This window comes from Proteiniphilum sp. (assembly GCF_034331125.1).
Classification (GTDB): Bacteria; Bacteroidota; Bacteroidia; order Bacteroidales; family Dysgonomonadaceae; genus Proteiniphilum; species Proteiniphilum saccharofermentans.
Window position 1 is genome coordinate 61855 of record NZ_JAXQGC010000034.1, and the last position, 17985, is coordinate 79839.

At 43.5% G+C, this 17985-nt stretch carries 6 protein-coding genes and 1 pseudogene; all 7 read right to left on the reverse strand.

Annotation, left to right across the window (positions count from 1 at the left end; genetic code table 11):
* Positions 1-5: 5 nt before the first annotated feature.
* The 7 genes and pseudogenes from U2P89_RS07365 to U2P89_RS07395 all read right to left on the reverse strand — a co-directional run bounded on the left by U2P89_RS07365 (position 6) and on the right by U2P89_RS07395 (position 17965).
* Positions 6-1847 carry a RagB/SusD family nutrient uptake outer membrane protein gene (locus tag U2P89_RS07365; protein ID WP_092027751.1) on the reverse strand — a complete coding sequence of 614 codons (1842 nt, stop codon included), beginning with the start codon at positions 1845-1847 and terminating at the stop codon, positions 6-8.
* 100 nt (positions 1848-1947) lie between these two features.
* Positions 1948-5052: a TonB-dependent receptor gene (locus tag U2P89_RS07370; RefSeq protein ID WP_322191080.1), complete on the reverse strand. Its 3105-nt coding sequence runs from the start codon at positions 5050-5052 to the stop codon at positions 1948-1950.
* Positions 5053-5480: 428 nt separating this feature from the next.
* Positions 5481-7547, reverse strand: coding sequence for a S9 family peptidase (locus U2P89_RS07375; RefSeq protein WP_322191081.1), 2067 nt, complete (start codon positions 7545-7547; stop codon positions 5481-5483).
* A 357-nt stretch (positions 7548-7904) separates the two neighbouring features.
* Positions 7905-13397, reverse strand: coding sequence for a DUF5695 domain-containing protein (locus tag U2P89_RS07380; RefSeq protein ID WP_322191091.1), 5493 nt, complete (start codon positions 13395-13397; stop codon positions 7905-7907).
* A 367-nt stretch (positions 13398-13764) separates the two neighbouring features.
* The gene (locus U2P89_RS07385; protein WP_091909250.1) at positions 13765-14628 is read right to left on the reverse strand and encodes a hypothetical protein; all 864 of its coding nucleotides are present in this window, start codon (positions 14626-14628) and stop codon (positions 13765-13767) included.
* A 54-nt stretch (positions 14629-14682) separates the two neighbouring features.
* Positions 14683-15465, reverse strand: a pseudogene (locus U2P89_RS07390) (hypothetical protein); the annotation flags it as partial.
* A gap of 58 nt (positions 15466-15523) precedes the next feature.
* Positions 15524-17965, reverse strand: a complete 2442-nt coding sequence (locus tag U2P89_RS07395) for a glycoside hydrolase family 127 protein (RefSeq protein ID WP_322191082.1) — start codon at positions 17963-17965, stop codon at positions 15524-15526.
* Positions 17966-17985 lie beyond the last annotated feature (20 nt).

The following is a 17985-nucleotide window of genomic DNA, read 5'->3' on the forward strand; positions in this document are numbered from 1 at the left end:
TTTTTTTATTGAAATGGATTTGGAACAATTTTAGGATTATTATCCCTTGCATGTTGAGGAATAAATGTATAATAATTAGCCAATTGAAAATATCTCGGATTCCTGAAACGCGGTGCGATCATTTTATCGAATACATATTTTCCATCATTAGGGCCACCTACTACCCGGTAAGGATAAAGGGCATAAATCATTGTATTGGGATTATTTGCATCGCCATTCCAAACAGTATGTGCTTTTCTCCATCTCTTCAGGTCGAAATAGCGGTGATCTTCAAACGCCAACTCGATCCGTCTCTCATTCATCAGGATATCCAAATTCAAATCCGAAAGACTGTTAGCAGGATGTCCTGCTCTTTCCCTCAATTCATTCACGTACCTGACCGCATCCGGAAGGCCCAGTTCCATCATAGCTTCCGCGGCATTCAGGTATATCTCTGCAAGACGGAAATGTATCCACCAGTTATCGCTCAAAATACCACGGGTACTTGTCCCTGCCCCTGATTGGATGAGTTTCCTCAAATAAAAGCCAGTATTGGAAACTTCCTGCATGGAACGGTGAGGTCCTGAATTTCCGACCAATACTCCACCATCGGTATACATTGTTCCGATATCTTCTCCTTCAATAGTATTGTATGATGTACCATTCCAGACTTTCACTCCGGCCTGAATGCCTGCCGACAAACCTTTGAATGATGCTCCCGAGAAGAGGACAGTTCCATATAAGCGCCAATCTTTATTGGCATAAATATCCGATAGGTCATCGTAATATATGTAATCGGAGTTATCACTGGTCCTGTTTTTCAGCGTACCGGCTGTTCCGTCGAGATAAGGATAGCTTTCCACCAGATTCAACGATGGGGTTACACAAGAAGAAGCCAGATTATCCTCTCTTAATCCGCGGGCAATATTATCGTAAGAAAACCAGTGTCTTTTATCAGGCGCTTTATAATCTTTTACCCAAATCACTTCATTATTACCTGTTTTCTTATCGAAGATTTCATAATAGTTCTCACCTAAATGAGGATTGCCTCTGTATAATGAATATTTCCCCGAATTAATAATTTCCAGCGAAGCGTCTAAAGAAGCTCTGTAATATTCCTCAATTTTAGATGCAGGTATCCCGACTTCCCCACCGGGAGTTGTAACGGGTACTGCCATAAGATTATTGTATTTTGCTAAGGATGCAGCATACAGCATGGCCCTGCTCTTCAATGCGAGTGCAATAAACTCGTTGGCTCTCGTCGTACTCCCTTCATTGCCGAGTTGATCTTTGATTTCATCCATTTCATTGGCAATAAATTCATAAACAGCCGCTTCCGTAGCCCGGGGATGTTGTAAATAAGTAGGATCGCCACTAAAATCATATACCAGTTGTTCGGTAATCAGCGGTATTCCTCCCATTCTCCTTACCATTTCGAAGTAATAATACGCTCTTATGAACCTCAATTCTGCTTTGTAAAGGTTTTTTTCACTCTCACTGAGTGCTGTACTATATTCGTCAATACCTTCAAGTGAGAGATTAATATCACGTACCAGTCCATAATCCCATATTTCTCCCAGATTGTTCCCGTAAGACGACATCTGATTCCTCCACTCCTCTCCTGAATAACCGGACCACATAGCGTCATCAAACATTGTCATATCTCTCCAATTGCCTTCGAGCCCTGTAAATACCGGTAATCGATTGTAGAAGTTGGCCAGCAAACCCACGATTTGCTTCGGATCGTTCCAAACCTGTTCTTCCATAATGATCGTTTTAGGATTCCTGTCAAGCCAATCCCCATGACACGATACAAGAATAACAGATAATAAAGCTATTATGCTATAGTATTGAATATCTTTTTTCATACGACTAAAATTATTTATTTTCAATGGTGTCGTATGGAACTCGCATTTAGTGATGAACTCGGATGAGAACAGTTATCATGCTCGTTTCATACGATTATTTTTAAAACGTTAGATTAACACCGAATAAAAGCATTTTCTGAAGCGGATAAACCAGTCCGTTTTCCGAAGCTATTTCCGGATCGATTTCAAATCTCCCTACATTATCCAATGAGAATATGTTTGTTCCGTTGACATATAAACGGACATGGGAAGAACCTATTTTTTCACTCCAGTTCTTAGGCAGGACATAGCCCAACTCCACATTCTTCAACCGGAAATAATTCACATTGGTTACCCAAAAGTCATTTGTCCAATAGATCGGGTGATCACCTCTCAGGTTTTGCCTGATGGCCGGATACGTTCCCGAGACCCAATTGCTATTGGGATTGTAAGGGTCTTCCCTGTGCCAACGGTCTTCAAACATATAGTGCGGTGCGCTGCCGTTGTTCTGGAATGGGAACTTAAGTTCCCAGTTTCTCCTGTAACTCTGCATGGTTGCACCGGCGAAATCGGCAGTGAGAGACCAGTTCTTCCAATTCAACCCGATATTCAATCCATAACTGATATATGGCTGGGCACCTAAAGCATAACCTATCGGCCTCTCATCAAGAGAATTGATAATACCGTCATTATTTACGTCTTTATAGATAAAATCGCCGGGCAACAGATCCGTATTACCCCTGCCATCAATATTTACGGGATAGTTAGCAATCTCTTCTGCTGACTTGAAACGTCCTATAATTTGATACCCCCATGTAATGCCCGTCCACCGGTCTTCGCTGGAATTCCTGTATTCATTCCAGGAATTACCGAATCTGGGTTTATAGGCCTCCAGCCATCTTCTCCTTGCAAGGGAAGCATTTGCCGCAACCTTGTACTGAAGATCTCCAATATGATCCGTATAAGAAACCAGACCTTCAATACCCCGGTGTGCATCCGATTCCAGGTTCTCCCTCGGCAGGCTATAACCCACCTCAGAAGGTAATTTAACATCATAACGGGCAGCGGGCAACCCTGTACGTCTTCTTTCGAACAGGTCGAAACTGGCAGTCAGCTTATAGTTTAACAGGGAAATGTCAATCCCTACATTGGTTGTCTTATTCTCTACCCATGACAGATTACGCACCGGCAATCCTCTTGGTCTTAACCCGTTGACAAAATTTCCATCCAAAACGGAGTTCCCGTCTCCAAAATTGAACCCTCCCAGATAACTAAACATGGGGAAAGGTTCATTGAAGTTAGCCGTGTTCCATATCTCACTTCCTGTAACACCATAAGAAGCTCTGAATTTCAGGTCACTCACAGCACTTTTAAGAGGAGCAAAGAAACTCTCGTCGGAAATTCTCCATGCTGCAGATATCCCCGGGAAGAAGCCAAACTGACTGTCCGTATAGTAAAGATAAGATCCATCATAACGCCCAAGCACTTCAAGGATATATCTTTCCTTATAATTATAGTTTATCCTCCCTATATAACCTGCACGCGCCTGATAACTCCAGTCGTCCGCAAGGTAATCCTGTTCGTCCAGATACATTTTTTCAATGTAATTGTTGGAAGGAACAGTGTGGATAACCAGGTAGGTGTTATCATAGTCCGACTGTTCATAAGCTAATACGGCCGACACAGTGTGATCACCAAAGACTTTGTCGTATGAAGCTGAAAACTGTTGGAAACGCTGTACTACATTTCTTTTGTGCTTTTCACGCCAGGGGTTTTGATTACCCCATCCGGGTTGTGTGTAATAGGTATCCGTCTGGGGATCGTACCTATAGGCATCGTATGTATATTCAAATCCGTCAAAATCATCATTCCTATAGTTATAAGCGTACATTCCTTTCAATGTCAACCCGAAATTAAATTTATATTGTGCATAGAGGTTTACATTCATAGTCCGGTTAATCTGGTCGACCCAACCGGTCACGTCATCTTTATATGTAGCCGGATTCACATTTACATTATGTGTCTGGTGAATATACTTGGGATTATCATTGGCATAAGGACTTTCTATAGGCCACATCGTGAAAACACTCAACAAGGGGTTAAAATAGTCATCTAATCCGGGTACACCCACATTATGTGTAGTTTCCAATATGGCGCTCATCTGCGTACCTACTGTTAATCCACTTGTCAAATTAGCTTCCAGATTGGCCTGTACATTAGATCTCTTATAATAGAAATCTCTCAGTATCGCATCCTGATCCGTATGCGCCACAGACAGGTAATAGGTCGCCCTATTTGTTCCACCCGAAACATTCGCATTCAAATAATACTGGGGAACATTCCTACGTGTAACAATATCCAGATAATCATAACTCTTGTACCCCGGTTCAGTCCCCGCTTGCCACTTAGCCAATTCTTCCGGACTGTAAAGGGCTGCCGGATTCCTACCGTAATTCTGCTCAGACTCCACCCTTGCCCTCACAAATTGATATGCATTTGCGGGTTGGGGATATCTGGTAAAATTCTGAAGGCCATAATAACCATTTATATTCACATTTATGTTATCATCTTTTCTACCTTTCTTTGTCGTAACCAAAACAACCCCGTTCGCGGCTCTAAGCCCGTAAACCGCTGCAGAAGCATCTTTCAGGATTGAAATACTTTCAATATCCTCTAACGACAAATTATTAAAGATATCTTCTCCAGACCCTTGCGACATACCAAAGGCATCGGCGCCGGTAATCCCTCCATAGGGAACACCATCGATCACATACAACGGATTTCCCATATTCCTGATTTGCAGATTCACTCCCCTACCGGGCCTTGCATCTGCAGCCCTGGTGGTTATACCTTGTACCTTACCGGCCAGGGCACCACTTAAAGTTGTGGATGTCGACCGAATAATATCTTCGGATTTTATACTGCTGATAGAACCTGAAATATTCCTTTTTGATTGTGTTCCATAGCCTACCACCACAACTTCTTCGAGCATTTCCGTATCTTCAAGGAGAACTACATTCAATTTTCTGCCGGATACAACAACTTCCTGTGTTATATAACCAATGTAGCTGAAAACTAAAGTTGCACCATTATCAACATTGAGAGTAAAATTACCGTCAACATCCGTCACGGTTCCGTTTGTAGTTCCTTTTTCAATAACATTCACCCCGATTAATGGCGTATTATTTCCATCAACCACATTACCGACAACAGCATTTTGTGCCATTATCTCCAAACTGAATATCAATAAGATAAACAGTGAAAATAAAAAAATAATTAATTTTTTTGTTTGCATATTGAACTAAAGATTAAAAAAATTAAATAATTCCTCACAATCATTCTCTCTTTCACGATAAAAACAGACGAGCACTCTAAAGCTGATCTACTATAACAGATACTTATTTAATAGTCAAAAAACACAAGGTAGTTCAGCAAAACGCCGGGCATATAAATTCCACAACATACCCGAACATAATTTTACTTTAAATTTAGATAACTTATTTAAGGTACAAATATCTTTTTTCCTGGAATAAACAAGGTGGACAAATGATAAAATAAAGTGGATAAATGACCAAACAGGTGTTTTTAACAAAAAAGCCAGGGTTCAATGACCCTGGACTTAATCTCTCTATAGAAAAGTAAATGGAGCAAAGCTCACTTCGAATTTTTGCTATTCCATTCCGTTGCTTTTACATTCAAAAGATGCTTCATAAAAAAATCGCGCCGTTTTCTTTCTCCGTATTTTTCACCTAAAGTATGTCTGGCACCCGGGAGCATCACAAACTCAAACTCTTTATCATGTTTAATCAATTTATCCACGAGTTGCAATGTACTCGACGGATCTACATTATTATCCATCTCCCCAAGGATCAACATTAACTTCCCTTTCAGGAGATGTGCATTCTCCACATTCGAATTCTCTTCATATTCTTTTCCAATAGGATATCCCAGCCACTGCTCGTTCCACCATATCTTATCCATTCGGTTATCATAACAACCGCAAGAGGCCACACCCACTTTGTAAAAGTCGGGATATGACAAAAGTCCCCACATGGTGTTCTGTCCCCCGGCTGACACTCCGTAAATTCCCATCCGTTCGATATCCATTTCCGGATATTTCTCTGCAGCCGCCTTTATCCAGGCAATCCTGTCGGGAAAGCCGGCATCTTTCAGGTTTTTCCAGCATACGTCGTGAAAAGCCTTGGACCGGTTTGCCGTTCCCATTCCGTCGATCATCACCGTGATAAATCCCAGTTCAGCCAGGGCACTGGGTCGGTATTCCACGGCAAATGATTTGGGCACGTGAGAATCGTGTGGTCCGGCATAAATGTATTCGATGACAGGATATTTTTTTGTCGGATCGAAATTGGACGGACGAATGATCATTCCCCAGATATCGGTCTCACCGTCCCGTCCCTTTGCAGAGAAGACTTCCGGCATCCGCCATCCGGATGCGGTAACTCCGGAGATATCCGGCTGCATAGCGGGTTTATATACTATTTTTCCTCCATCCTCAACAGAACGGATTACAAGTGCAGGAGGTAAGTCTACTCTTGAGTACACATCGAACATATACCGGTGATCCTGCGAAAAAGTAACGTTGTGATGGGCATTCTCAGGAGTAAGCGGCGTTATTTTCCCACTACGAATATCCAAAGTATAATATTTTTCCAGGTAGGGATCTTCATTCTTATCCATACCGCACGCCTTGAAAAGAATCCGTCTCTTTTTTTCATCCACATTCACAATCGTTTTTACAACCCAGTCTCCTTTCGTCAGCTGTTCCTTTACTTTTCCCGACGGGACATCGTAGAGATAGATATGCCGCCATCCGTCACGCTCCGAAATCCACAATAATTCATCACTCTCCTTAAACCAATATTGGTAAAGGTTGTAGTAATAAATAAAGGTAGGATTTTCTTCGTTAACTACCGGATGCAGCGCTTCCGAATGGACATCTCCGGCATATACGATGAATTGCTGATGTCCTCTTTTATTGAAATCGAACGTAAAGAAATCGCTTTTCTTATTCCATTTTATGTTGGTCAGATCATACTGGGAATCAACATCCGGCACATCAAAATGAACTACTTTTTCTTCATCAAGCAGAAAAGCAACCGGACGTCTTACAGGCAGTGCATCTCCCGGTTTCAGATAATCATATGTCTCTGTTTTAGGCTGTAATTGATCCTTTGGAGAAGAAGAGATCAACAACAATTTGCGATCCCCTCCGGGGCGATATTTGCAACACACGATCTTTCTCGAATCGGGCGACCAATAGATATTCGACGAGTAATATTCGTAAGGTGAACCATCGTTACTTAATTTCCGTATATTTCCTGTTTCTTTATCTTCTACCCAGAGATTCCCTTCCGAGATATAGGCTTCTTTTTTTCCGTCCGGAGAGGGGACCCTTTCCCTGGAATCTTCTTTGAATACATTGCCCCAACAGGGCTCTTCACGGAAGCTCTGAACCGGATTCTTAGAAACTTCATAATCTGTCAACAGGGCATAATAATCGGTTGTTTCAACGCGAAAAAAAATGGAATCCCGCCGATCACTCAATCGGATCTGCCGAAAAGGAAGATTATATGCATCTGTTTTTTTATCCAATACTTTTGACAAGGAAGTGGCCAGACGTTCCTGATCGAATACATTTCTTTGCGTTTTCTGTTCGGGATCGATCAGATAAAATTCTTTCCCCTTGGGGGTTTGTGTCATATAGACAAAACAATGTGAATCATTTACAGCCTGAACATTTGTTGCATTGTAATAAAATTTTGAGGTGAACCGTTCATTATAACGATCTGCCAATTGGTATAAACTATCTGCGTTTTGTGCTCCAACAGATGATACAAAAATCTGGAATAAAAAAAAGTAAGCGAGCAGAGTTTTCATTTTATGAAATATTTATAGGAATATTATTTATCCGGTTTTATTTTTTGTTTCCCGTAATACATGCCTGGAAGAATAGAATGGTGTCAGGCCCAAAAAATCTTCAAAAAATTTAGTCGTTTTCTCGCAATAACATAATCCAAGCAGGCTTGTCTTCTGCTCATATTGCTTAACGAAAACGTTCTATTTCGTACGGTCTGTTTTATCGAGTGCTGCCGTAAGTCTAACCAACGCACTTTCTATCATATCGTGTGTCCCGCTTCCGTCACCTACATATTCCACTACCATCTCCGCATATTGAATCGCTTCGGTCAGGACACTTGTACGGCCGGATTGTTTCACAGCCCCGGCATCGGTAAGCAAACTCAACAAATCGCCCAGATCTTCCAACTCCGGCAGGTTGCCCGGTCTCATTGTATTGATAGCTGCATTAAGCGCTGATGCTGCTTCATTTATTTCTGTTTGATTATAATTCTTATCCGTATCGCTGAGGATATTCTGTGCCAGCTCAAGCTGTTTCATTAGACGGGAAAAACCATGTGGTGCCCAAGGAGCATATTCCGGTATTTTCACGGTAAGCGCATTCCACTTTTCCTGTGCGGATTTCCTCTCCATAGCCACATGCAGATATTCTTTCAACATACTTTTATCTATGGTCATTTGAGCTGTTTCCAATCCGACGTTTGGATCACCGGGCAGATTGATCCTGAAATAATGTGTTGTATTGTCATGCCTGTAATAATCCGGCTGAAATGTCTTGTCTCCCAGCGTCAGTGTATAGAGATTGGCATTCACACCGGTTTTGGCTCCAACAGGTCTGTTTTGTACAATATTTCCCAAATCGGAATCCACGTCGATAGTAGCCTGTTCCCAACTGTTTATGCCGGTAGCCGTCATAGCCAAAGGACCATACATCAGCGTACCGACCCACATGGGAGTGAACGGAGTATTTGTTTCGTTTATACCCGTAGCAGCTGTTTCTAACTTGTCAGGGCCAAAATCAATATGTCTGGTAAAAGGCATGATAACCTCCACCACATCGGAAGTTGTCCAGGTACGCGCCGGAATAGTAACATATGTGCCTGGCTGATAGGAAGAAGCGATTGAAACGCCGTTCAGTTTCACATCAAAACCTTCTGTAGCCCAATAGGGAACACGTAATTTCATAGCAAAGCCAGCGGTTCCCTGCGTCAACCGGATGGTTGAATTCTCAGCAGGCCACAAACAATCCTGCTGAATGGTCACGTTCATTGCATCCCACGAGAGAGTGGTCGGCATATATAAAGCGACCCAGATAGTGTTCTCCGAAACAAAATAAGCCGCTTCCTGGTACTTCACATGATTTTCGGAGCCCGTACCACCGCAACAGGTAGATTGTGGCGTCCTGTTGCCCCAGGGTTTGGATGCATTCAAACCGACCGCGTACTGATAGGTCGTCTGATAGCAGGTGTGGTGTAACGACCCAATGAGTTGATTGTACAATACCCTTTCATAATAATCCATATACCTGGCATCGTCAGGGTTAAAACTGTTGAGGTCTTTGGTCAGTTTCGCCAGGTTATAGGCACAACAGGTTTCGTTGATATTAGGTGCGGGATGCAGATTGCGTTGATTGTCGGATGTTACATTGGTCGCCATACTCAGTATCTGGGTATAGGGTTGCCTGAACATCTCACCATTACCTACTCCTCCTGTTGAATAACGGTAACGACCTTGTATCATATTCCAGAAGTTTTCGGACAGATGATAATAGTAGGGATTACCATTACCTCTGAAACTACGAAGCGCACTGGTTATTTTCGGGATATGCTGGTTGGCATGACGGGTACGGATATCATCGATATTCTTAGCCAGCGGATCGTAAAATGCCGGACTGTCGAAATAATTGGATGCTTCGAGCAGGCGTGCTTTCTCAATCGGGTCCGTTACCATTTCTGAAAGCCGTGCCAGCGATTCGCCCGTACCACCGTCTTCCCCGGCAATGTAAATATTCCACATTTCATAACGGTTACCCGGGTTGGCTCTGCGCTCTTCCTGTGTTCCATCCGTTTTGACATATGTCCGGTAATGCAAGCGGTTCCAGATCCATAATCCCATATCTTTGGCAATAAGCAGTGCTTTACCGGCAATTTCAGGATCATCCACATAGGTCGCTATGTCGATCAGGCCGGCAAGTTGTTTATGGATAGAATAGTAAGGCGCCCACACCCAGTCGGAGTTATTATACCCACGATACATTTCAATCAGCGCCGGGTGATGGGCCGGAATAGCATTAAGATATCCGTAACCATATTTTTCCCACTGGGTTTTATACATATCGAAGTCCTCCCAGGTCCCTTTCATCGTACGCAGTTCGGCTTCGGGTGCAAAATCACGTGCTTCCCAATACCTGCCTAACTGTTCATTCCAGACAAATGTACGTTCCTGGCACTCACGCAATTCATTGACCATCCGTCGCATGTTATCACGTAACTGACTCTTATGCTCCGGATGGACAGCACTTGCAAAAGCAAAAGCCAGCGCAGACATATAATGACCTGACCCATGTCCCTTGAGTTTAGTGGTAGGAGAATCCCACCCATCGGCTATTGTATATCCTTCGGTACTTAACCCGTATGTATCCCGGTAGTTATACAACTGTTGGGAAACATCCCAACTAAGGATCTGCAGAATAGCCAGATCCCGGTTGGAAGTCAGCCTGTTGTCCCCATCAATAACCACTTTGTCCAATGGAACGGGGTTGGCAACCGGAATAGGAGAAGGCGTTGCATAGGTCTCATCCACCACTTTGACAGTAGCCGTAACTGGATACCCATATTGAGTAGTGTTATCTCCAATGATGAAACCTTTTACGGCATATTCATGCCCTACAGGGTTTTTCTCCGGATCTGCCTGTTCCTGCTCTATGGCAAGTGCAGAATTCGACCACCTGGTTTGACGGTATTCCGACCTGCCATCGGAATAGGTTACCCATACCTGGTAAGGTAATCGGGGTACGGTACCTACCGGACAGTCCACATGGATGGATTCGGTTTCAGTAATGGTTCGAATACCTGCAGAATTTGCATTTGACTGCGATTTTTCCATTTTTTCGACTTTGAGGCGTAACGAAGTTTCTTTTCCTTTCGTCGATTTGATCACGTAATAGCCTCTTTCCTCTTTGGTTATTTCTTTTGGAAGGACTATTTCCCTGTCATCCGGGACAGTCAAATCGAGTAATGCATTCCCGTCAAATGTAATGACTACTTCTTTGGTTACAGGATTATAATCAATCTGCTCCATTTGTCCGGCGACAGTCGTCAGGTGAAGAGATTCCGATGCAATAAAAACACGGTTCCTACCTGCCGTGGTAATTTCGGTCTTGATCCATTCTCCCTGTTTTTCAATATTGCCACTGAAAGCAACCCATCCGAATTCAGGATGATTGTAGATATAGGCACCTGCATTGACTGCATAGCCATAAAATCCGCTACCGTAATCACCTGCATAACCATCGATATCCAGTGTGGAAGGATAGGAATGAAAAGCAGCCGGGCCAAAACCATCTTCGGTCACATTGGCCAATGGCCCCATCGAGCCGGCATGTCCTACCCTCAACAGGTAGAAATCCTCCGGATTATCCCTATAGGCAGCGAGTACCGGTATCGCATTCAATCCCGAACCATAATGGTGTAGCTGGCGTTCAATTCTTGCCAGTTTACCTCCATATACAAAATCCCAGTACCTGCGGGCACTGCCGTTGTAACCCCAGTGGGGCAGTGCAGGCATATAGGCGAGGATCGCATTGAGGGTAACATCCGCCTTGTCGGCATAACCGAAGTAGGATGTCCACATATACACTTCCTCCTGTCCGGTGGAGTCCCAGGGCATTTCACTGCCAAACGGATAGTTTAACGAACGCCAGTGATCCGCCCGTTTTTTCATTTCTGCCTCCAGAGTAACAGCCATTTCCGTAAATCCTTCCCGTTGCAGATCCAGAAGGATATAGAGGAAAACAGAACCTTCCATCTGCCCGAATTGTGCATAGTAAGGAGCAAATTTCACCATCGCTATCGTTGTATGATAGGCATTTTCAAGACTTTGTTTCCAATCGATATCAGTAAAGCCCCGGTTTCTGCCAAGATGATACATCACCCAGTGCGCTGCCGCCACATGCGGATAGTTATAGGAACGTCCAAGATCTTCGGCATTTTCTTTCGACCAGGCTTCCCAGCCACTGAACCGGATTGAATCGCTATAGGTACCTTCCGGCATCAGCTCCGGTTCATAGTAAAACAGGCTCTTTCTCACGCCGTATTTCGTAGAATCGGAGTTATGCTGTATCCCACCCCACATCGTCTCATTGATGAATCTTTTTATTTTCTGAATCTCCTGATGATCGGGCCGCACAAGTTGCTTCATCACGGCTGCCAGCCAGCTTCCGGCACCGGCTTCGTCACTTAGGCCTACAAACCAGGAGCGTCTCTCCTGGGTAAGGATCTGTTTCCTGTCATAATCATAGTTCATGATGGAGGGTGAACGGCCGAAAGCATCGTCCTTGTTCTCATACCATTGCTTCGTGGTAAGGAAGTTCCCCAGATCATCTACCACCTCCTGTTGCGACTTAATCACTTTATAATGAATAGTCTGCTGTACTCCATCCGCATAGTTGACAGTGACTCTGGCTCTACCCCAACTATTCCCTTTTACTTCATATTCCGACCATCTGCTGGGGGTATCATCTTTTTTAGTCAGTGTCAGCGCATTTTCAGGATAGACGGAAATGTTTCTTATCCTCTCCGGATATTTTATAAAGAGCCTTCCTTTTTCGTTGGCAGGTAAAACATAGCCGGGAAGCCCTATTGCAACGGGTCTCCGGCGGCAGATCAATTCATCTTCTATTCCTCTGATAGACGGAGCAAGGACAAACTTGATAGAAAAGTTTTTCGACTCTCCCGGAACCAGATTGGTCGAGGTCGGTTCGTTCCATGGCTCCACATCTTTCCATTCCGTCTCCGCATTTGCTTTACTATGGATAAGCCACTCATGGAATCCCTCAAACACCACACCTTTCGGGGTTGGGTCATCATTGAGCGGATTGTATGCCTCGAATGCAGCATTATCCTGAGGTAACACTAACAAACTGGCACCTTTGCCATGCAAGCGGTTTACCTGAAGATAGCCCGCATCTTTTCCTATATAGGGATCAAAAAACACATTGTCATGGTGTGCCTGATCCAGATTTTTCCCTTCCAGTATATTATTAAAAATAAGGGGAATACCCAAGGATCCTATTTCCACATTATCCGAAGAGCGATTCGTAATCTCAAACCGCAGCACCAGATCCCCTTTATCGGTCTCCCAGAATCTCTTTACGCCTACAGGTATATCTTCAGGTAAAGTGGCGGCAAGGTCGGCAGCAGCAATTATATTGCCGTTCACGGCCAATTGCTGTACCGGCTTACGATTATATGCAGTAGAATATTGTTTCCAGCTCCCATCTACTGATTTTCTCAGAGTAATATTTATATCTCCCAAATGGTACATCCCGTCTTTATCCCTTTGTTCTATTCTGTCACTGGGTGTATAATCAAAGGACATATCTGAAAGCGGAGTCAGATGTTTCACCGTTTGAGAGGCATTTACCAAAGTCAAAGAAAAAGATTTTGTTGTAAATGTCTCCTCCCCCATCCCCATAAATAGCGTGGAGGGTTTTTGGGCAATCCGATCCCATGGAGATTGGGCGAAAGTTGCCGAAAGGGCAAAAATAATGAAGATTGTTACTGCTGATCGTTTCATATGATAATAATTTAGATACAAGACTTTATAAACTAAAAACTAAAAGTGAAGAACTAAAAGTGATTTATTTCTATTCACTACGTAGATTTTCTGTTATCACTCGGCATATTCGAGTAAACTCAGTTGTTTTCTTTGCTCAACATAGTAAAAACAAGTTTTTCCTCTGTGTTCGCTTATCGAAAAGATTCAAAACAAGTTTTTCTTCTGTCCTCATTCCTAAGAAAATTCACTATTAATTTTTCACTTTTAACTTTTCACTTTTAACTTAATTATCCCAATTATACAAATTTTCCGTTTTATGACGGCTAATCCTTTGGTTTGTAGCGGGAAAGTACTCGGATAAGATCTTGTACAATCCGGGATCGTACACTTTCAGCTCTTCCCGGGTATTCACTCTATTATGCTTCCCGTCACCTTCATCAGTATTAACTTCGGCATTGACATTAAACCAGGTCTGTACACCTTCCGCCCAATATTCCCAGATATTGGTGGCGGCATATGTATTCACCCATCGACCGTTTTCAAGAGCGGCATCCAGCGATGCTTTCAGTCGATCATTGAAATCAGGGTTTATCGGGGAAATACCTACATCGTGTATTGTATGCGCGAATTCATGGATCAGGATATCTTCCGCATGATATTTATCGATCTGATACGCCAGAATATTCTCTTCGGCACAGGTGGTCAACGGTAGATTGAGTGTTCCCCCTAATCCCCGTGCGCGCACATCCCAGTTAAGGGAAGTATCATTGGCAAGATGGGCGTGCTCGGGAATATCGGTCGTTCCTTCGTAACGCGCCATAATCCCGATCCGGGTATCCCGGTTCGTCATCGACTCCAGCACCTCTCCAGGCAACATATCCGTCAACGCTTTAATAGTGATGTATGCGGCATAAAAACAGGAATCGGGAACCCTCCATGAACTGATCACATGGATACCGTTTACATTCATGTATTTTTTGTAAAACGGATCAAGATTCAAAGCGACTGGCGGCGCTGTTATCTCGGGAGTATCCACCAATTGGATCAGGGTATGCGCCTCGCTTAATTCTGTAGACTTGTGATTTCCCTGATTTTGACAACTCATAATGAGTAAAAACAGGCAAATAATTTCCACTGTTCGTTTCATAAAGATAATTTTTAAAGATGAAAATTTAAAATGAAATATTTTTACAACAAAGGATCAGTCCCATTGAATTTGTGTATAGTTATCATCACATAAACCCAGATCCGATTCGGGAAAATAGCGCAAAAGCAACTCATACATTTCCGGATCATACACTTTCAGTTTTGCACGGGTGTTAATAGCGTTGTGCACTCCGTTGGGCTTTTCCGAATAACGGTTGCAGTCGAAAAAAGACTGTACGGCTTCGGCGAAATATTCCTCTTTATTGCTGATCGCATACGTATTCTCCCAACGTCCTTTTTCAATGGCATGTTGACGGAGCGCTTCCAGTTCGGAATTGAAACCGGGGTCTACCCCGACAATACCCACCGTATGGATAAGATGGGCAAATTCATGCACCAGGATGCTTTCGCCTTTATACCGGTCACCTTCCAGGCAAAGCACATTTTCCTCCCCGAAACTCGCACTGAACGCATCTTCGGGCGCACCGCCGAAACCGCGCGCCCGTTTATTCCAGTAGGCGATGTTCTCCGGAGTATCGCAGATATGCGCGTATTCCGGTAAATCGCAGACCTCTTCGTTCCGGCCGATGATCATGACCTTACAACCACTCTCCACCATAACTCGTTTCACATCCGGACGCTTGGAAAGCATGACCGTAATCACACGTTGCGCCCGGATAAGTGCTTCATCAGAAACATGTTCCGATGAAACGACGGGAATACCACCGGCATCAAGATATTTCTTATAAAACGGATCAAGACCCAATTCCGGCGGAACAGTACCAACAACCTTATCCGATAATTCAGCATAAAAGAGAGACTGTGCAAATTCGAATCCACAGAAAAACACTAAGATCACTATAAGGAAAATCTTCTTACATTTCATTATCAAACAATTAATTATTCACGTTCCATTCAATAATACCCCCTGAATAACCTTTGAAATCTTGATCTTGGGACACACCTTCTCTATTACGCTGTAATTGGGCTATCAATTTTAATTCTGTGGTGGTGACCGGATCAAATATAACTTTATTGTATTGATCCGGTTCTACTCCGTAACCGGACGGATTTTTCACTTCTTTCCAAGTATTCCCCTCTCGGTACAGCAGTTTCCATGATTCCGGCGTTCTGTATGAAACATCATAATGATCAAAGACCAGCCAATAGACCTCCACGCTTGAAATCGTCTCCGGTTTGTTGAACTGATATCCGACAGACTCTTCGCTGCCTTGTTTCAACCACCAATAGTGATAGGGTGTATTGAGGTCAGATGATGATTTTGGTTCGAACTGGTCATTATATCCCCAACCGCCAACCTGTTCAGCTTGTGAAGCAATAGTCGGTTCCGGTCTTAAAATAGCATATTCCGCTTTTTCGGGTGTCCATACAACCAATTGTCCCCGTCCCCGGTTGTTCCAGGTGCTGTAAGGAACCGCTTTAAATATAAAAGGCTTTTTCAGTAATTGTCCGCTAACAGAATCCCTGCTGACTGTGAATGCATCTCCTTCCAGTACAACAACACCATTCAGCAGTGATTTATCGAAACGGGACAAAATTCTGGCATCTCTGGGTATTACAATATTGAAAAGAAAATCTTCGGGCTGGTCAACACTTTCCAGGGCATACAGTACAGGTCCCCGTTCCATCGACAATAATCCTTCGTTATAGTACACGTTATCATGCGCTTGTGTCCTTCTCACGGGCATATCCATATGTAAAGAAACTTTATCTCCTTCTTCCCATTTTCTATCGATAACCACATATCCATGTACCGGTTTAACTTCTATCGTTTTCCCGTTGACCGTTAAGGAAACGTGTGGTTTCTCATCATCCACATACCGGTACAAATCAGTCGGTACCGGTCGGTTTACTGCCCATCCGGGAATCCGGACATGTATCGCAAATTCTTTCGAAATGGCTCTATTGAGCTTGATTTCCACATTTCCTTCCCACGGATATTTCGTTATCTGCTCCAACTCGATCTCACCCTCTTCAAGAGTTATCTTTGCATTTCCGCTCACGAAGAGATTGACATATACATCATTTTTATGAGTAGCATACACATACCCCGGAACAGATGCCATAAAACGGGTGACATTTCCCGGACAACAGGCACATCCGAACCACTCCTGACGTTGGTGTACGCCGTGTGAAGCCAAAGGATTGTCATAGAAAAATTTATCACCGCTCAACGAAACACCGGCAAGAACCCCGTTATAGAGTGTCCTCTCCAATATGTCAATATATTTAGAATCGCCTGTTGCCAAAAACATCCGTTGATTCCAGTACACATTGGCAATGGACGCACAAGTCTCACAATAATTATTGAAATTATTGAGTTCGTAATCCGGGCCAAATCCTTCTCCCTGCGCCCGAGAACCAATCCCCCCATTGATATAGAGCTTCTTTCCTGCCATATTTTCCCAGACGCGGCTGACGGCATCGAACAATTCCCGGTCATGCTGCAAAGAGGCTACGTCCGTTACTCCCGAATAAAAATACCCGGCCCGGACAGCATGGCCGACAATTTCATCCTGTTCAAGCACCGGTTTATGATCCTGGCTATAAATACCCGGTTTCCTTCCGTTGGATAAACGACCGGCTTCATCCACAAAATAATGTGCCTGATCGAGGTATTTCTTATTTCCCGTCACATGATACAGTTTCACAAGCGCCATTTCTATAATAGGATGTCCCGACGGATATTTTATCTGTCCTTCTCCAAGTCCGAAAACGTCACACACCAGATCGGCATTTTTTATGGCCACATCCAGTAATGTCCGCTTTCCGGTCGCTTTGTAATGTGCAACCGCCGCTTCATAAAGATGCCCGCAGTTGTACAACTCATGACTGTTGATCTTTTCCCAACGGGAACTACCCCACCAACGTGAAAGGCGGGTACAATTATTGGTGACACAGGTAGTGAGATATCCATCTTCCTCCTGAGCGGCAGTAATCAATGTAATAACACTGTCCATGTATGCGTCTAACTCCGGATCGTATTTTACAGCCAATGCATAAGATGCACCTTCGATGATTTTATACGGATCGGTGTCGTCGAAGGAGAAATCACCCTGATGTTCTCCTTCGATCAATCCTCCGGCTAATGCAAAATTATCGAACCGCCCATTTATTTCACACTGATAAAACGCCGACGGGATCGAAACCGTCCTATTGATTTCCATTCTCGGCGCCCAGAATTCGTCATTAAAACGGACGTCGGTAAACGAAACTTCATTGATTTCACCGAGCTGTATCTGTGTATGCTTTTCCGAGGGTTTATTACAGCCGAAAATACATAAAACACCCACGGATAGTAAAAACATTCTCCTCATTAAAATTATAATTAGCTGAT